The sequence below is a fragment of the Mesorhizobium sp. B3-1-8 genome (genome assembly GCF_006439495.1).
In the GTDB taxonomy this organism is placed as follows: domain Bacteria; phylum Pseudomonadota; class Alphaproteobacteria; order Rhizobiales; family Rhizobiaceae; genus Mesorhizobium.
The window spans coordinates 83,015-98,988 of sequence record NZ_VFTK01000005.1; the positions used below are offsets into that span (position 1 = coordinate 83,015).

A 15,974-nucleotide genomic window follows, 5' to 3' on the forward strand; every position below is an offset into this window, starting at 1 on the left:
CAGGGCAGAGGGGGGTGCTGTCCCGCCAGCACCTCAAATCTACCCATCCGTCCAGCTTGCCCCATTCCCCTTCATCGTCTATCGCCGATGGACGATGGCCGAATCCTCCGAAATCCGCTGCAGCGACAGCCACGCCATGGCGCTCCGCCTGGCAGCGCTCTCGCATCCGGCGCGCATCGAGATCCTGAAGCGCCTTTCGGCCAGCCGCTGCTGCTCGTGCCGTGAGGTGGTCGACCATTTCGACCTCGCCCAGTCGACCGTTTCGCAACATCTGAAGGTGCTGGTCGAGGCGGGGCTGGTCCGCTTCGAGGCCGACCGCCAGCGCTCGCGCTATGCCGTCGACCACGCCGCGCTTGAGGGCGTCTCGGCCTCGCTCACCCGACTCGTCAACTTCTGCTGCCCCAGCGGTTTACCCAAAAGGCAAGACTAGTGGCCGAAAAGACCGTATCCGCCGAAGCCGGCACCCTCACCACGCTGCGTAATCTGTGGCCCTATATGTGGCCGGCCGAGCGCGCCGATCTCAGAGCCCGCGTCACCTGGGCGACGCTGCTTCTGGTCGTCGCCAAGCTGACGCTGGTCGCCGGCCCCTATTTCTTCAAATGGGCGACCGACGCGCTGGCCCACGCCTCGAAGACGCCGCCGCCGCTGCCGTCCTTTTTGCTGGCGCCGGTGGCGCTGGTCATTGCGTACAACGTCCTGCGCCTGATCCAGCTCGGCTTCAACCAGCTGCGCGACGCGCTCTTTGCCCGGGTCGGCCAGTATGCGGTGCGCCAGCTCGCCTTCCGCACCTTCGTCCACATGCACCAGCTGTCGCTGCGCTTCCATCTCGAGCGCCGCACCGGCGGCCTGTCGCGCATCATCGAGCGCGGCACCAAGGGCATCGAGACGATCGTGCGCTTCATCATGCTGAACACGGCGCCGACGATCCTCGAATTCGCGCTGACCGCCGGCATCTTCGCCTTCACCTACGGCTGGAAATATGTGGCCGTGGTGGCGCTCACCGTCAGCTTCTATGTCTGGTTCACCGTCAAGGCCAGCGACTGGCGCATCTCGATCCGCCGCGACATGAACGACAGCGACACCGACGCCAACACCAAGGCGATCGACTCGCTTCTTAACTTCGAGACGGTCAAATATTTCACCAATGAACGCATGGAGGCCGAGCGTTTCGACCGCTCGATGGCGCGCTACGAGATCGCCGCGACGAAAACCTGGACCTCGCTCGGCTGGCTGAACTTCGGCCAGGGCGTCATCTTCGGTCTGGGCACCGTCATCGTCATGTGCATGTCGGCGCTGGAGGTGCAGGCCGGCAGGCAGACGGTCGGCGATTTCGTCTTCATCAACGCCATGCTGATCCAGCTTTCGGTGCCGCTCAACTTCATCGGCTTCATCTACCGCGAGATCCGGCAAGGGTTGACCGACATCGAGCACATGTTCGACCTGCTCGACGTGCCGCAGGAAATCGTCGACAAGCCGGATGCGAAGCCTTTGAAGGTCGGCCCCGGCAAGGTCGAGTTCCGCGACGTGCATTTCTCCTATGATCCCAACCGCAAGATCCTGAAGGGCGTCTCCTTCGACGTGCCGGCCGGCAAGACGGTGGCGATCGTCGGCCCGTCCGGGGCCGGCAAGTCGACCATTTCCAGGCTTTTGTTCCGCTTCTACGACGTGCAGGGCGGCCAGGTGCTGATCGACGGCCAGGACATCCGCGACGTCACGCAGGAGAGCCTGCGCGCCGTGCTCGGCATGGTGCCGCAGGACACTGTGCTCTTCAACGACACCATCGCCTACAACATCCGCTACGGTCGCGTCGGCGCCAGCGAGGAGGAAGTGCGCAAGGCGGCCGAGCTCGCCCAGATCGGGCCGTTCATCGACAAGCTGCCCGAAGGCTATCGCGCGATGGTCGGCGAGCGTGGGCTTAAACTGTCGGGCGGCGAGAAGCAGCGCGTCGCGATCGCCCGCACCATCCTCAAGGCGCCGCTGATCCTGATGCTGGACGAGGCGACCTCGGCGCTGGACAGTCACACCGAGCAGGAAATCCAGGCAGCGTTGGACCAGGTCAGCAAGGGCCGCACCACCATCGTCATTGCCCACCGGCTGTCGACGGTGGTCTCGGCCGACGAGATCATCGTGCTCAAGGACGGCCAGATCGCCGAGCGCGGCACCCATGCGGCGCTGCTGGCCAAGCACGGCCTCTACGCCTCGATGTGGGACCGCCAGCGCGAAGCGACCGAAGCCGAGGAGCGCCTGCGCATCGCCCGCGAGAGCGACGAGCTTGGGGTGATTGTGCGCAGGAGGACTTCGGAGGTTGGCTGAAGCCTCTTCCTTCTCCCGCAAGGGAGAAGGAAGGGCCAAATTCCCCTTGACCTCAACTTACCTTGAGCTTGCAAACCGTCTCCGAGCCTCCTGCCAAGCAACCCTTCCAAACGGAGATGGATCGAAATGAGCACCAGAAATCACCGCACCGACAGCGTGTTCCGGGTCGACAAATTCGTCGTGCCGGCGGAGGCACGCGAGGAAATCCTCGGCAAGGTCTTCATGACGCACGAACTGCTGCGCCAGCAGGATGGCTTCGTGCAGGATTTCCTGCTCGAACAGTTCTCCGGCCCCGGCGAGTTCAACATCGTCACCATGGTTGAGTGGGAAAGCCAGGATGCCGTCGACAAGGTGGTGCCGATCGTCAAGGCCGCGCATGAGCGCATCGCCTTCAGCGCGCAGGAAACCATCGCGCGCCTCGGCATAAAGGCCGACATCGCCAACTACCAGCGCGTACCGGAGCTGTAAGGCCATCCGGCTCCGGACACGGAGACAGCGGCGCTAAGCACCTGGCCGGTGCGGGCGTCGCTGACCATATGCTCGAAGCCCCGCCATTCGGCGGCGAGGATGAACAACGTCCTGCCGTCGGTCCCGCCCAGCATGCAGGCAAAGCAGCCGCGATCGGTCGCGATCCCGTCGAGCTTCACGCCGCCCTCGCGCACACGCACGCAGTGCCGGTTGGGCACATCAGCGTACCAGACACAGCCTTCCGCATCGATGCAAATGCCGTCGGGATAATCGTTCCCGAGGCGCGCCCAGACGCGGCGGTTGAAAAGGCCGCCATCGGTGGCGATGTCGAAGGCGGTCAATCGGTTAGCGTGGGATTCGGCGACGATCAGTGTCTTGTTGTCCGGCGTCACCGCCATGCCGTTGGCGAAGGCGATGTCCTCGGCGACCTGCCGCACGCTGCCGTCCGCTGCGACCAGCACGATCGTGCCCGGCCCGAAATGCTCACCCGGCGCCGGCGCCGGACCGCCACCATTGACGTAGATGTTGCGGCGCCCGTCGACGACGATTTCATTCCAGGGGTTCTTCGACAGGTGTCTGAGATCGGCATGGGTGACGAGCGTCCCGTCTGCTTCCCGCCTGAGCAGCAGGCCTTCCCGGCCCGAGACGATAAGCAGCCGGCCATCCGGCAACCAGTCGATCGAATAGGGCAGGATGGCCGGCACGGTGAGCATGACTTCGCTCTGGCTATCCTCGTCGACAGCGACGATCTCGCCGGTGCCCCAGTTGCAGAGCCAGAGCCGGCCATCATGCCAGCGCGGCGACTCGCCGAAGGCGAGGCCTGTTGTGACGACCTTGGCACTCATTGCAGACGATTTCGGCGAAGGCATTGGCGGGATCCTTGGGTGTCCTCTCGCCAAGGACGCGTGACGGAGCCGAGTTCCGACAACAGGAGCAAAAGTCAGGCTTGCGCGCCGGCGCTGCCGTCCAGGCTTGTCCTCCCCCCATTGTTGCGTTGCGGGGAGGGGGGCTTTCCGCTATTGAGGCGCAACCTGAAACAGGGACCGCCCCAAGCCCTATGACGCTTCTCGACTCGGTCAAGAATACGTTCGTTCCCATCCATCGCGAAGGCTATCCCTTCATCGCCGCCTTCGCCGCGGCGACGCTGTTTCTCGGCTATTTCTCCTCGATCCTGTTCTGGATCGGGCTGATCCTCACCGCTTGGTGCGTCTATTTCTACCGCGATCCCGAGCGCGTCACGCCGGTCGACGACCGGCTGGTGGTGAGCCCGGCCGATGGCGTGATCTCGGCGGTAGGGCCCGCCGTGCCGCCGAGCGAGCTTGGCCTCGGCTCCGGCGAAATGACCCGCATTTCGGTGTTCATGAACGTGTTTTCCTGCCACATCAACCGCGCTCCGGTGCGCGGCCGGATCACGCGCATCGAGCACAAGCCCGGAAAATTCCTCAATGCCGAGCTCGACAAGGCAAGCGCCGAGAACGAGCGCAACGGCCTGGTCATCGACAGCCCGAACGGCACCATCGCCGCCGTCCAGATCGCCGGCCTTGTGGCGCGGCGCATCGTCTGCTGGGCCGAGACCGGCGGTACGATCGCGATCGGCGAGCGTTTCGGCCTGATCCGCTTCGGCTCGCGCGTCGACGTCTTCCTGCCGTCGAGCGCCGTGCCGCGCGTCGCGGTCGGCCAGACGGCTGTCGGCGGCGAGACCGTGCTTGCCGAATTCGGCGGCACCGCGGTCACGCCCTTGGTCAGGATTTCCTGAGCGTGGGCGCGCCGTTCAAGAAATTCGAGGCGCATGCCAGCGGCGGTCCGCGCATCCGCGAGATCCCGATGCGCATGGTGCTGCCCAACCTGGTCACGGTGCTCGCCATCTGCGCCGGCCTTTCCGGCATCCGCTTCGCCTTCGAGAACCGCTTCGAGATCGCGGTGGTCATGGTGCTGCTTGCCGCCTTCCTCGACGGTATCGACGGGCGGCTGGCGCGCATGCTGAAGGCGACCTCGAAATTCGGCGCGCAGATGGATTCGCTGGCCGACATCGTCAATTTCGGCGTGGCGCCGGCGCTGGTGCTCTACGCCTTCCTGCTCGATCGCGCCGGCTCGCCCGGGTGGATCGCGGCACTTCTCTTCACCATCGCCTGCGGCATGCGGCTTGCCCGCTTCAACGTGCTGGCCGACGACACCGACCAGCCGGCCTGGCAGACCGAATATTTCGTCGGTGTGCCGGCCCCGGCGGGTGCTGTGCTGGTCATGCTGCCGCTCTATCTCTATTTCCTGCGGCTCGGGCTGGAGCCCACCCGGCCGGCGGCCTTCGTCGCCTCGGGCTTTACCGTATTGGTGGCGTTCCTGCTGGTCAGCCGCCTGCCGGTCTATTCGGGCAAGAGCGTCAAGATACCCGGCGATCGGGTGCTGCCGGTGATCCTCGGCGTCGTGCTCTACATCCTCTTGTTGATGGCCTATCCTTGGTACACGCTGACGGCTTCCGTCGCCGGCTATCTGCTGTTCCTGCCACTCTCGGTGCGCGCCTATTCGAAGCGGGCCATGCGCGAAGGCGAGAAGGTGCCGCCGTCGGATATCGGGTAGCTGGTAGTCTTCCCCCTTGAGGGGGAGATCAGGCAGCCGCGCTGAGCCCCAGCCGGTCGATCGCCAGCTTGCGCGCCGAGATGTAATCCGTCTTGCCCGAGCCCAGCACCGGGATCTCTTCCACCTTGATGATGTCGTTGGGCACCATCAGCTCGGCCGCGCCGGCCTTCTTACCGAACTGGCGCAGCTCCTCGGCATTGGCTGCGTCAGCGGTGGTGACCAGCACGATGCGCTCGCCGCGCCTCTTGTCGGGCACCGCCACCGCCGCGTGGCGCTCTTCCGGCCATAGCGACTGCACCAGCATCTCGACCGCGCCCAGCGACACCATCTCGCCGGCGATCTTGGCGAAGCGCTTGGCCCGCCCGCGTATGGTGATGAAGCCCTCGCGGTCGACCGAGACGATATCGCCGGTGTCGTGCCAGCCTTCCAGCCGCTGCAATTCGCCGGGACGGTCGGCGGTCATATAGCCCATCATCATGTTCGGCCCGTCGAGCCACAGCCGGCCGCCCTCGGCGATGCCTTCGACCGGCTCCAGCTTCATGCGGATCGCCGGCAGCGGCCGCCCGACTGTGCCGTCGCGGCCGTGGATGGCGGTGTTCACCGCCACCACGGGCGCGGCCTCGGTCAGCCCGAAGCCTTCGACGATCGAAGCCTGGAAACGGTCGTGATAGGTGCGCCGCGTTTCCGGCTTCACCGCTTCGGCGCCGGCCACGACGAAGCGCAGGCTGGAGAAGTCGCCGTCCTTGGCGGTTCGGGCATAGTTGGCGAGGAAAGTGTCGGTGCCGAACATCACGGTCGGCTTCACCTTGCGGGCGATCTCGGGGATGATCTTGTAGTGCAGCGGCGAGGGGTAGAGGAACAGCTTTATCCCCAGCACCAGCGGCAGGATGGTGCCGCCGGTCAACCCGAAGGAATGGAACACCGGCAGCACGTTGAGCAGGATGTCGGCCGGCGAGACGGAGACGCGTGCCTCGGCCTGCATGACATTGGCAAGCAGGCTGCGGTTCGACAGCACCACTGCCTTCGGCGTGCCTTCCGAGCCGGAGGTGAACAGGATCACAGCTGGTTTGCCCGCCTGCTGCCGCTGCAAAGGCAGGCGCCACAAAAGCGCGGCCGCGACCTTGTCCAGGGCCGTCACGCCGGCGCGCACATCCTCCAGCCACAGCATCTTGGCGCCGCCCGCTTCGACCGCGGCGACGATGTCGTCGATGGCGGCCTTTTCGATGAAGGCGCGGGATGAGACCACGGTGCGGATCACCGCGGTGCGGACCGCCGCGGTCACGCTCGCCGGGCCGGCGGTGTAGTTGATCATCGCCGCGACGCGGCCCGCCGAGATCAGGCCGACGAAGGTGAGCACCACGCCATTGGCGTTGGGTAGGAGCACGCCGACCGCTTCGCCGGGCGCTGTCACCACCTCGAAATGGCGGCCGAGGACGCGCGCGCCGATGAACAGCTTGCGATAGCTGAGCGAGCCGGAAATCACGTCCTCGATGATCGGATGCGAGGGGCCGACGCGATCGGCGGCATCGCGCATGGCAAGGAACAACCCGCGGTCGAGATTGGTGCCGTAGAGCCGCGCTTCGGCGAAACGGTCGAACAGCGCGTTGGTGTTGGAGGCCATGTCCGGGTTGCGTGCCACCAGCTCGGCGATGGTCATCGGCTCCAGCACGCTCACCGAAAGCCGCGGGAACCAGTGGCGCGGCGCTTTCTCCTTCGGCGTCAGCGACACCGGCAGGTCGCGCGTGCCGGCGACGAAGATCGGCACGATGCGTGCGTCGGCCTGCATGGCGATGCGGGTGATGGCGCGAAACAGCCGGAAGGATTTGACGTCCGGCTCGACATCGTCGGGCAGGTAGACGGCGAGCCGCCCTTTGCCCTTCAGCACGCGCACCAGCCGCCGGCTGACGAAGAGATGCTCGGCGTTGAAGGCGATGGTGCGGGCAAGCTCGCGCCAAGGCTCCAGCCAGGGCGAGCGCGCCGAGGCCTCGTCCAAGATATGCAGCGTGTCGTCGGGAAGCAGCGACAGCATCAGCGCCGGCTCGATGCGCGACTGGTGCGAGACCACATAGATCACCGGCGTCTTGGCGCTGCGGGCAATGCGGATGCGGTTGTCGGCGACGCGATAGGCGAGCTTGAACGGCACATAGAGCAGCGCCTGGGTGAAGCGCAGGTCGAGCCGGAACCGTTCGATCACCGCGATCAGCAGCCAGGCAAGGACAAGGCCCGCCAGCAGCGCCAGGGTCAGGATCATGCCGCTCTCTCCCAGTCTCCTCGGGGCGGCTCTTGAGCGGCCGCTTCGGTGGCAGAGGGTAGCGGAAGTGGGGGCAAGGTCAATGTGGGCTGAAGCAGTGCCTCGATCTCCACTTGAAAGGCTCTGACACATGTCGTAAATAAAATGACACGTGACGGAGAGGTAAAGATGGCCAGTTTCCCGACGGGGTTTGCCGAAGCACCACACATGGAGCCGGAGTTCGAACGGCTGATCGACCTGTTCGGCGGGCCGAAGGTTCTTGGATCCTCGGTATCCAGCCCGCTCGAGGCGCATGAAATGATCCTGCATGGAATTCCAAGCCAGGCTCTGGAAAGCCTCGTCAGGCAACTGACCGTCATCGAAGCAGATGCCTTCGAGGCGGCATTCGGCATGAGCGAGCGGACATTTCAGCGGCACAAATCGGATCACTCCCGGACGCTCAATCGGGAGCAAGGTTCAAGGACCTGGAATTTCGCCAGGGTTCTCACCAAGGCGACGTCTGTTTTCGGAAACCAGGAAGCGGCCGAGAAATGGATGATTGAGCCCGTCATGGGGTTGGACAACAGGCGACCGATCGATCTCTTGGCCACGGCGGCGGGTACCATACTTGTGCAGGAATTTCTCGAACGGCTCGACTACGGTGTCTACGCGTGACGCCTTTGCCAGGTTCTCTCGGAACGGGCGATGTCCTCGGCTGGAGACTTGATCACAAACGCTTCCAGGCAAGCTGGTACAGCGGCGAGGGAGCCTTCAAACTCGGGGGAAGGTGGAACAGCAAAGGCGTCAGGGCCGTATATGCGTCCGTTGACCCTTCGACCGCCATTCTCGAGGTGGCGGTCCACAAGGGATTTCGCACGCTCGATAAAGTCCGCCACGTGCTGACGGCATTCGAGATCGCCGATCCTTCGAAAATTCATGTGGTGGAAATCGGCGATATTCCAAGCGCAAACTGGCTTCGGCCAGGCATTCCAAGCGCAGGGCAGCAACAGTTTGGCGACGGTCTCTTAGCGGAGCACCCCTTATTTCTGATTCCGAGCGCCGTGTCCCAGCATAGCTGGAACCTGGTGTTCGATCCCGGCCGCGCGAGCGGCCTCTACAAGCCGCGCCTGCAGGAGGATTTCGCGCTGGATACCAGGCTTCATCCTCCCGCGAGATAGCGTACCGTGCAGACAGGCGGCGGAGCGAAACACCCTATACTGCCTTCAGCCTCCCGCTGATGAAACGGAACTCCTGGCTCTTGCCGCCATAGCCATAGGCCGCCGCCGGCACCTCATGCACGAAGGCATAGCTTTCCTCATGCACACCGCCAAGGAGCCGGCCGAAAGCCTCGAAGATCGCCTTCAGATAGGCTTCGAGCTCGAGCTTGGTGTTGGTGCCGTCGACGACCTTGATGTCCAGCCAGAACGTGTTGGCGCCGTGCTCGGCCAGCGACTTGCCGCCGGCGAACCAGTGCTGCGGGTCGATGTAGTTGACCGCGACCGCGGTGATCGTCGGATCCTTGCCCAGCTCCCTGGCGGTGATGTCGGTGGCCTCCTTGGCGATTGCCGCGGACAGCTTGGGGTCGGGCTTGCCGGTGACGCTGATGTTGATGATCGGCATTTCTTCTCTCCTTCGGTTTCGCGCGTCGCGCCTTTGATGGGAGAGATATGGGCGCATCCATTCGTCAATAAAATCGAATTGTTTTTGATAATTACTTCGATATTATCGAAGTATGGTAACGCTCGATCCCGATCTTCTGAAAACCTTCCTCGCTTTCGTCGACGGCGGCTCGTTGGCCAGGGCCGCGTCCACTGTCGGGCGCACGCCGTCGGCGGTGACCGCGCAGATGCAGCGGCTCGAAGAGATCGTCGGCGAGCCGCTGCTCACCCCGCAGGGCAGGGGACGCGGGCTGACCCCGGCCGGCGAGGACCTCGTCGGCCATGCGCGGCGCATCCTTGCCGTACATACCGAGGCCTGGCTGGCGCTGAAAGGCGCGCGCGCCGGCGGCCGCATCGCCATCGGCACGACGCAGGATTTCGCCGATCAAGGGCTGCCGGACCTGCTCCGGTCCTTCGCCGTCAGCCATCCGCGCGTCAGGATCGAGCTGCGCGTCGGCCGCTCGCTGGAACTCGGATCGGCGCTGCAGGCGGGCCAGTTGGACCTCGCGATCACGATGCGCCATGCCCCGTCGCCGGATGAAACGGCCGTGATCAGCGAGCCGATGCTGTGGCTCTGCTCGGAAAAAGGCCTAGCAGCGCGGCCCGAAGCGGTGCCGCTGGCGCTGCTCGATCCCTATTGCGGCTTTCGCGAAGCCGCGCTCAATGCGCTCGACGCGGCCGGCCGCCGTTATCGCATCGCCGCCGGCAGCGCCAGCCTTGCCGGCCTGCGCAGCGCGGTCAATGCCGGCATCGCGCTGACGCCGCGCACCCGGCGTTTCGCCCATTCCGGCATCGTCGAGGCATCCGCCGATCTCGACCTCCCGCCGCTGCCGATGGCCGATTTCGCCATCCGGCTCGGCCGCGAGGCTCCTCGCCCGGCGCGGGATTTGGCGCAGCTTCTCGGCGACGGCCTGGCCTTGTCCTGAATGGAAACCGTGCCGCCATGTCCCGGGAGTTCCCGAAGCAATTCCCAAAGAAAAAGCCGACCTTTTTGCGGGTCGGCTTCTAGTCGGACGGGTCGAGGGGTTTGGGGGGACTTGGGGGGTGACCCGTCGAACCAACAATGCCTGACTCGGATGATGGTTCCATGACTGCGAAAATAATTTACGAGCGCGCCGATTTCGCCTTCAACCAGTCGCGGCCGGCATGCGCGAAGACCGCGCAAAGCACGATAGCGCCGCCGATGATGCTGGCCATCGGCGGGATTTCGCCGAGGAACAGCAGGGCAAAAAAGATGGCGAACGGCACCTCGGCCGAGCCCAGCAGCCCGGCTTCCGCCGACGGGATGAGCCGCGACCCTTCCGTCCACAGGATCGAAGCCAGCGCGAAAGAGCAGCCGAAAGTGGCGAGCAGCGCCATGTCGCGGGTGGACACGGCCAGCGGATCGGTGACGAACCAGCCGAACACGAAAAGCAGGAAGGCCGAGACAGCGCCCGCCCAGACGACCGGCGAATCGCGAAAAGCGCGCACCATGATCATGTAAAGCGCGCTGCCGGCGGTCATCAAAAGCGCCAGCCCATCGCCGAACAGGTGCCCGTTGCCGAGGCCGGCGCCCACCATGATGGCGACGCCGCAAAGCGACACCGCCGCCGCAACCATCGTCTGCAGCCGGAATTTTTCCCGCACCAACAGGAAGGCGAGCAGCGCCGCGATGAAGGGCGAGGTCGCGTAGATGACCGCGACATTGGCGACATAGGTGAATTTGAAGGCCGAGATGAAGGCGATGCTGGCCGCTGCCCCTTCGACCGCCAGCAGCCAGCCGCGCCAGCCGAGTTTCAGGCTTTCGCGCCTGCCCGAGCGGCGCCGGCGCCACAGCACGTAGAAGCTGATCAGGATCGAGCCGAAAAAACCGCGCCAGCAGGTGATGGTGAGCGGATCGGCATGGATTGACTTGGTCAGCACGCCGGTCAGCGCGAAGGCGATTGCCGAGGCCGACACCAGGATGATGCCGAGCGTGCGCTCGGCGGCCACGTCGGCGGCAGGCGCAAGCTTTTCCGGCATGTCGAGCGTGTCTGTCATGGCGCCAGCTTACCCAGTTGCTCCTGACAGCCTTCTGTCATCAGGCCTGCTCCCGTTTGCGGAAACGCTCGTTGCCGACGATGAGCAGGCCGGCGCCGATGATCAGCGCCGCGCCCATGAACACTTCCGTGCGCGGCAGGTCGCCCCAGATGGCGTAGCCCAGCGCGAAGGCCCAGACCAGCGACGTGTACTCGAACGGCGCCACGATCGACACCGGCGCGCGCTTCATGCCCTCGAACAGCATGTATTGCGCAACGCCGCCGAGCGCGCCGACGCTGATGAGCAAAAGGAACTGCGTTCCGTCCGGCATATGCCACCAGATCAGCGCCGGCACGGCCGAAAAGAGCAGGAAATAGAAATTGTTGAGCACGAGCTGGATCATGGTGCGCTCCTGCATGGCGGTCTTGCGCAGCAGCACGACGGCGATCCCCCAAAGGACGGCCGCCGCCAGCACCAGGAGCACCGGCAGCGAGAGGCCGAGCCGGGTTGGATCGCAGGCGATGAAGACGCCGACGAAACCGATGAACACCGCCAGCCAGCGCAGCAGTGGCACCGTCTCGCCCAGGATCAGCACCGACAGCACGGTGACGATGATGGGTGCTGCGTAATAGATGGTGGTGAGCTCGGCGAGCTGCAGCGAGCGCGCGGCGTTGTAATAGCAAAGCCAGGCGGCCAGCGTGAAGGCGCTTCGCACCAGCATCGGCTTCACGATCGGCGAGTCGATCGTTTCGGCGAACAGCCGCCTGCCGCCGATCGCGCCGCAGGCGACGAGCACCGTGATCGAGCGGACGAACATGATCTGCCAGACCGTCATGCCGACGACCAGGAGCTTGATCGAGGCATCCTGCGCCGAAAACAGGAAATAGGCGGCGGCCGTGAACAGGATGCCGGCCAGCACCCTTTCGCGGCTTTCGAGGACGACGATATTGGCCATGCGGTTTTCAGCGTGGTTGCGTGGAAAGCGGTTCCGCCCCAGTCGGGACCGCTGCTCCAGCTATACGGGCGAAAGCTTGCACGGCGCTGCTCCACCGCAGCACTTGCGTTGGCGCAGGTCGTTTCGCCGAAGGTCGGTCGGGGACTACTGCGTCGCTTGATAGAGCTCCGATGCCGCGTCCTTCAGCGCGCGTCGCCCATCCGGCCGCAGATACATCATGTGGCCGCCCTCGACGACGTCGAGGCGGATCGGCTTGGCGTCGGCGAGCGAGGGAACCTGGTTCACCAGGTAGCGCGAGGCGAGATAGGGTGTGACGAGGTCGGTGTAGCCGTTGACGATGACGACGCCGAGGGCAGGGTTGAGCGAGCGCGCCCGCTGCAGGTCGTTCATCACGCCGGCATAACCCTGGCCCGATGTGCCGTAATCCCAACTGCGGCTGATCTCGCCGTTGAGCAGCCGGTAGCTGACATCGGTGCGGTAGTTGAGCTCGTCGCGGGCATAGGCGATGAAGGCGGATGTCAGCGCTGGAATGCTGCGGTCGAGCACCGGGTCGGGGCCGGCGTCACGCGCGCTTTGCGGCGCGATGTCGGCGGTGCCGATGGTGGCGTCGTAAGGGCTGAGCACCTTGCCCGTGGCGCGCTGGAATTCCTTGGCGAAAAGCCCGATGGGGATGCGGGCGAAATTGCGTTGGACGAGCTCGAGCGGCAGGCCGGTGATCTCCGAAACGCGACCGCTGGCGAGCTTGCCGCCTTGCTCCAGCCCGCTGTTCAGCGCCGTCAGGTAATCGCCGAGCGCGTAGTGCTCGACCTCGGCCAGCCTGCCGCGCAACGCATCACCGCTGACGCCGTCGCCCTTCAGGCGTGTCGCCGCCAGCGAAGGCAATTCCAGCGCCCAATGCAACTGGTCGAACTGGTCGGGGCGCACCAGCATGAATTCCAGCGCCGGCGAGATCAGCACGACGCCGCTGGGGCTCAACCCGACATCCTCCTGCAGTGTGCGGGCGAGCAGCGCGGCGCGAAAACCGCCATAGCTCTCGCCGGCGAGGAACAGCGGCGATCCGGTGCGGCCGTTCTGCGCCAGATAGAGGCGGATGAAGGCGCCGACCGAGCTGGCGTCGGCGTCGACGCTCCAGAATTCCTTCGGCTCATGCCCCGGCGCCTCGCGGCTGTAGCCGGTGCCGACCGGATCGACGAAGACGAGATCGCTCATGTCGAGCCAGCTGTCGGGATTGTCGACGAGCTTTTGCGGCGGCCGCAGGAATTCGCCGTCGGCGGCGGTCTCGACGATGCGCGGTCCGATCGCGCCGAGATGCAGGTAGGCCGATGCCGCGCCCGGTCCGCCGTTGAAGACGAAGGTGATCGGCCGGTCCTTCGCCGGCGCAGGCGACTGCTGCGTGTAGGCGACATAAAAGATCTCGGCGGTGACCTCGCCCTTGCCGGACAAGAGCGACAGCGTGCCGGCCTTGGCCTGGTAATCCAGCTTGCGCCCGCCAAGCGTGATCGAATGCTCGGTCACCTGGGGCGGCGGCAGGAGAGAAAGCACACCACCCTCGGGCGCCGGGCGCTCGGGTGCTTCGGCGGCGAAGCCCGGCTGTGAGAAGGCGGCGAACGCCAGCAGGATGAAGGGGACGAGTCTCAGCTTGGACCTCATGATGCCTCCGCAAAGGGGTTTCGCAATAGGTATGGCCTGGGTCTGTGAAGTCAAAGCAACTACTCGCTCTCGCAATCCGTCACTGTGCCTGAGGCAGCCATACCGGTCCGCCTTGCCGCCATTCGCCAGGTTGAACTTGCGGCGGCATGCGCTAGGCTAGGCGCGAATGCTCGCGAATTTTTCCCTGGACCGATTTGCAAGCTGGAGCGGCGGCGTCGCCGCCGCGGCCGGCGCTGCAACGCCCGAGGAATTGTCGGCTCGCTTCACCGCGGCGGCGGGCGTGCTGCTCGGCTCCGATCGCGTCTATGTCGGCTTCTATCGCCGTGACATTACCTCCCTGACGATCGATGACGCCGGCCCCGATCGCTGGAACCGCGACTACGACGCCCGCGTCTACCGGCTGGACCCCTTCTTCCAGCGGTTCGCCAGCAGCCGGCAGGATTTCCTGTTGCCGTTATCGGCTCTCCGCAGCGGCGATTTTCAGCGCTCGCCCTATTACCGCGAATTCTATGGCCCCTCCGACAGCTTCGACGAGATAACCGGCGTGTTCAATCTCGACAGGCTGACCGCTGGTTATGTCACCTTTCTGCGGCGCAACGGCGCGCCGCCCTTTGGCGAGCAGGACCTGGCGCTCGCCTGTGCCGCGGGCGGCGCAACGAAGCTGGTTCTGGAAAGATTGTTTCACTTGTGCCGCCTCCGGGACAAGGGCGGGGCAGTCGAGGCCGCGCGGTCCCTGCTCAGCGCGCGCGAGAGCGAGATCGCGCGGCACCTGATCGACGGCGGCAACGCCAAGACCATCGCGCGGAGCCTTTCCATTTCGCCGGGCACGGCCCGCAACCACATCAAGCAGGTCTACCGCAAGCTCGGTGTGCACTCTCAGGTGGAACTGCTGGCAGCCGTTCGCGAGGCCGCGCGCAACTGATGTTGCGCGCCGGCCCTACTGCCCCGTCACCACACGCGTCCACATACGATTTTGAGACCGCAGCAGCTTCGCGTCGCTGTTGTCGACCACGAACAGCTTGGCCTTCACGTCGTCGGGAGGAAAGACACCGGGGTCGCTGGCGATCGCCTTGTCCATCAGCGGCAGGGAATCCGGTATCGCGTTGGCATAGGAGACATAGCTGGAGTTGGCAGCGGCGATATCGGGCCGCAGGTTGAAGTTGATCCAGGCCATGGCGTTGTCGGGGTGCGGCGCATCCTTCGGTACCGCCATCGTATCGAAGTTGATGAGCGTGCCTTCCTTCGGAATGGAATAGGCGATCTCCAGCTTCTTGGTGGATTCGGCGGCACGCGTCCTTGCCTGAAGTATGTCGCCCGACCAGCCAAGCACGACGCAGATGTCGCCGTTCGCCAGGTCGTTTATGTATTTCGAGGAGTGGAAATAGCGGATGTAGGGCCGCACCTTGGCCATCAGTTCCTCGACCTTGGCGAGGTCGTCGGGACTGGTCGACCGGGGGTCGATATGAAGATAATTCAGCGCCATCGGAATGACTTCAGCCGGCGCGTCGATCATCGCCACGCCGCAATCGGAGAGCTTCTTGACGACGTCGACGTCGAAGACCATGGCGAAGGAATTTGTCGGCGCGTCCGGCAGCCGCTGCTTCACCGCGGCGACGTTGTAGCCGATGCCGTCGGTGACGGCCATATAGGGCACGGCATGCTTGTTTTGCGGGTCCGCGCCGGCGATCAGCGAAAGAGCCTGCGGATCGATCTTCGCGTGGTTTGCGAGCTTGGACCTGTCGAGCTCCAGGAAGGCTCCCGCCTTCACCTGGTTCTTCAGGAACGGATAGGCCGAAGGATAGACCACGTCATATCCGGAGCCGCCGGTGAGCAGCTTTGTCTCGAGCACCTCGTTGCCGTCATAGACATCGTAGCGAACCTTGATGCCCGTCTCCTTCTCGAACTTCTCGGCGGTGTCCGGCGCGATGTAGTCCGACCAGTTGTAGACGTTGACGACTTTTTCCTCGTCCGCCGAAGCCGTGCTGGCGATGCCGCAGGCGAGCCCGGCAAGCAGCGTTGACAGGATCAGGATGCGCATGAATCTCCTCCTTTTCGCCTGGGCTGGCACCGATGGATCGCTCAGCCCTCAGTTCCGTTTCGCGGCCGGTTAGCCGGCGTTCGCCTTCGC

At 64.8% G+C, this 15,974-nt stretch carries 16 protein-coding genes; 9 read left to right on the forward strand and 7 right to left on the reverse strand.

From position 1 onward, the window contains the following. Nucleotides 1-94 precede the first annotated feature (94 nt). The 3 genes from FJ424_RS06380 (at nt 95) to FJ424_RS06390 (ending at nt 2,781) form a co-directional block, all read left to right on the forward strand. Nucleotides 95-430: a metalloregulator ArsR/SmtB family transcription factor gene (locus FJ424_RS06380; protein ID WP_140651743.1), complete on the forward strand. Its 336-nt coding sequence runs from the start codon at nt 95-97 to the stop codon at nt 428-430. After that, the gene (locus FJ424_RS06385; protein WP_140651744.1) at nt 430-2,313 is read left to right on the forward strand and encodes an ABC transporter ATP-binding protein/permease; all 1,884 of its coding nucleotides are present in this window, start codon (nt 430-432) and stop codon (nt 2,311-2,313) included. Before FJ424_RS06380 ends, FJ424_RS06385 begins: the two co-directional genes overlap by 1 nt. Nucleotides 2,314-2,439: 126 nt before the next feature. Beyond that, entirely contained in the window at nt 2,440-2,781 is a 342-nt protein-coding gene (locus FJ424_RS06390; protein ID WP_140651746.1) for an antibiotic biosynthesis monooxygenase, read from the forward strand. On the opposite strand, the gene FJ424_RS06395 is transcribed toward FJ424_RS06390, so the two are convergent. Next, nucleotides 2,757-3,626 carry an SMP-30/gluconolactonase/LRE family protein gene (locus FJ424_RS06395; RefSeq protein WP_140651748.1) on the reverse strand — a complete coding sequence of 290 codons (870 nt, stop codon included), beginning with the start codon at nt 3,624-3,626 and terminating at the stop codon, nt 2,757-2,759. The two genes, FJ424_RS06390 and FJ424_RS06395, sit on opposite strands and share 25 nt — an antisense overlap. 173 nt (nt 3,627-3,799) lie before the next feature. On the opposite strand from FJ424_RS06395, the gene FJ424_RS06400 reads away from it, so the two are divergent. Together FJ424_RS06400 and FJ424_RS06405 are read left to right on the forward strand one after the other, a co-directional pair. Next, nucleotides 3,800-4,537: a phosphatidylserine decarboxylase gene (locus FJ424_RS06400; RefSeq protein ID WP_281405428.1), complete on the forward strand. Its 738-nt coding sequence runs from the start codon at nt 3,800-3,802 to the stop codon at nt 4,535-4,537. Between the two features lie 74 nt (nt 4,538-4,611). Next, nucleotides 4,612-5,355, forward strand: coding sequence for a phosphatidylcholine/phosphatidylserine synthase (locus FJ424_RS06405; protein ID WP_246672372.1), 744 nt, complete (start codon nt 4,612-4,614; stop codon nt 5,353-5,355). Between the two features lie 28 nt (nt 5,356-5,383). Here the strand turns inward: FJ424_RS06405 and FJ424_RS06410 are convergent, their stop codons facing one another. Next, nucleotides 5,384-7,606, reverse strand: a complete 2,223-nt coding sequence (locus tag FJ424_RS06410) for an AMP-binding protein (protein ID WP_140651752.1) — start codon at nt 7,604-7,606, stop codon at nt 5,384-5,386. A gap of 168 nt (nt 7,607-7,774) precedes the next feature. Between FJ424_RS06410 and FJ424_RS06415 the strand changes: the two genes are divergently transcribed. Further along, complete coding sequence (locus tag FJ424_RS06415; protein ID WP_140651754.1) at nt 7,775-8,260, forward strand: antitoxin Xre/MbcA/ParS toxin-binding domain-containing protein; 486 nt, start codon at nt 7,775-7,777, stop codon at nt 8,258-8,260. Continuing rightward, entirely contained in the window at nt 8,257-8,763 is a 507-nt protein-coding gene (locus tag FJ424_RS06420) for an RES domain-containing protein (RefSeq protein ID WP_140651756.1), read from the forward strand. Before FJ424_RS06415 ends, FJ424_RS06420 begins: the two co-directional genes overlap by 4 nt. A gap of 34 nt (nt 8,764-8,797) precedes the next feature. Here the strand turns inward: FJ424_RS06420 and FJ424_RS06425 are convergent, their stop codons facing one another. Next, nucleotides 8,798-9,205: a 4-oxalocrotonate tautomerase family protein gene (locus tag FJ424_RS06425; RefSeq protein ID WP_140651758.1), complete on the reverse strand. Its 408-nt coding sequence runs from the start codon at nt 9,203-9,205 to the stop codon at nt 8,798-8,800. 112 nt (nt 9,206-9,317) lie between these two features. On the opposite strand from FJ424_RS06425, the gene FJ424_RS06430 reads away from it, so the two are divergent. Next, entirely contained in the window at nt 9,318-10,169 is an 852-nt protein-coding gene (locus FJ424_RS06430) for a LysR substrate-binding domain-containing protein (protein ID WP_140651760.1), read from the forward strand. A gap of 178 nt (nt 10,170-10,347) precedes the next feature. On the opposite strand, the gene FJ424_RS06435 is transcribed toward FJ424_RS06430, so the two are convergent. The 3 genes from FJ424_RS06435 to FJ424_RS06445 all read right to left on the reverse strand — a co-directional run bounded on the left by FJ424_RS06435 (nt 10,348) and on the right by FJ424_RS06445 (nt 13,846). Beyond that, the gene (locus FJ424_RS06435; protein ID WP_246677161.1) at nt 10,348-11,262 is read right to left on the reverse strand and encodes a DMT family transporter; all 915 of its coding nucleotides are present in this window, start codon (nt 11,260-11,262) and stop codon (nt 10,348-10,350) included. Nucleotides 11,263-11,302: 40 nt separating this feature from the next. Further along, on the reverse strand, nt 11,303-12,196 hold the full coding sequence (locus tag FJ424_RS06440; RefSeq protein ID WP_140651762.1) for a DMT family transporter: 894 nt from the start codon (nt 12,194-12,196) through the stop codon (nt 11,303-11,305). 144 nt (nt 12,197-12,340) lie between these two features. Next, a complete protein-coding gene (locus tag FJ424_RS06445) occupies nt 12,341-13,846 on the reverse strand; it encodes a peptidase S10 (protein ID WP_140651764.1) in 1,506 nt (501 codons plus the stop codon). Nucleotides 13,847-14,012: 166 nt separating this feature from the next. On the opposite strand from FJ424_RS06445, the gene FJ424_RS06450 reads away from it, so the two are divergent. Beyond that, complete coding sequence (locus FJ424_RS06450) at nt 14,013-14,768, forward strand: LuxR family transcriptional regulator (protein WP_140651765.1); 756 nt, start codon at nt 14,013-14,015, stop codon at nt 14,766-14,768. A gap of 15 nt (nt 14,769-14,783) precedes the next feature. Here the strand turns inward: FJ424_RS06450 and FJ424_RS06455 are convergent, their stop codons facing one another. Beyond that, on the reverse strand, nt 14,784-15,884 hold the full coding sequence (locus FJ424_RS06455) for a polyamine ABC transporter substrate-binding protein (protein ID WP_140651767.1): 1,101 nt from the start codon (nt 15,882-15,884) through the stop codon (nt 14,784-14,786). Nucleotides 15,885-15,974 lie beyond the last annotated feature (90 nt).

What these genes read in the sequence shown, in the direction of transcription:
- FJ424_RS06380 (WP_140651743.1), top strand. Translation starts at nt 95, where the DNA reads ATGGCCGAATCCTCCGAAATCCGCTGCAGCGACAGCCACGCCATGGCG.
- FJ424_RS06390 (WP_140651746.1), top strand. Translation starts at nt 2,440, where the DNA reads ATGAGCACCAGAAATCACCGCACCGACAGCGTGTTCCGGGTCGACAAA.
- FJ424_RS06395 (WP_140651748.1), bottom strand. Translation starts at nt 3,626, where the DNA reads ATGAGTGCCAAGGTCGTCACAACAGGCCTCGCCTTCGGCGAGTCGCCG.
- FJ424_RS06405 (WP_246672372.1), top strand. Translation starts at nt 4,612, where the DNA reads ATGGTGCTGCCCAACCTGGTCACGGTGCTCGCCATCTGCGCCGGCCTT.
- FJ424_RS06410 (WP_140651752.1), bottom strand. Translation starts at nt 7,606, where the DNA reads ATGATCCTGACCCTGGCGCTGCTGGCGGGCCTTGTCCTTGCCTGGCTG.
- FJ424_RS06415 (WP_140651754.1), top strand. Translation starts at nt 7,775, where the DNA reads ATGGCCAGTTTCCCGACGGGGTTTGCCGAAGCACCACACATGGAGCCG.
- FJ424_RS06425 (WP_140651758.1), bottom strand. Translation starts at nt 9,205, where the DNA reads ATGCCGATCATCAACATCAGCGTCACCGGCAAGCCCGACCCCAAGCTG.
- FJ424_RS06430 (WP_140651760.1), top strand. Translation starts at nt 9,318, where the DNA reads ATGGTAACGCTCGATCCCGATCTTCTGAAAACCTTCCTCGCTTTCGTC.
- FJ424_RS06435 (WP_246677161.1), bottom strand. Translation starts at nt 11,262, where the DNA reads ATGACAGACACGCTCGACATGCCGGAAAAGCTTGCGCCTGCCGCCGAC.
- FJ424_RS06440 (WP_140651762.1), bottom strand. Translation starts at nt 12,196, where the DNA reads ATGGCCAATATCGTCGTCCTCGAAAGCCGCGAAAGGGTGCTGGCCGGC.
- FJ424_RS06445 (WP_140651764.1), bottom strand. Translation starts at nt 13,846, where the DNA reads ATGAGGTCCAAGCTGAGACTCGTCCCCTTCATCCTGCTGGCGTTCGCC.
- FJ424_RS06450 (WP_140651765.1), top strand. Translation starts at nt 14,013, where the DNA reads ATGCTCGCGAATTTTTCCCTGGACCGATTTGCAAGCTGGAGCGGCGGC.
- FJ424_RS06455 (WP_140651767.1), bottom strand. Translation starts at nt 15,884, where the DNA reads ATGCGCATCCTGATCCTGTCAACGCTGCTTGCCGGGCTCGCCTGCGGC.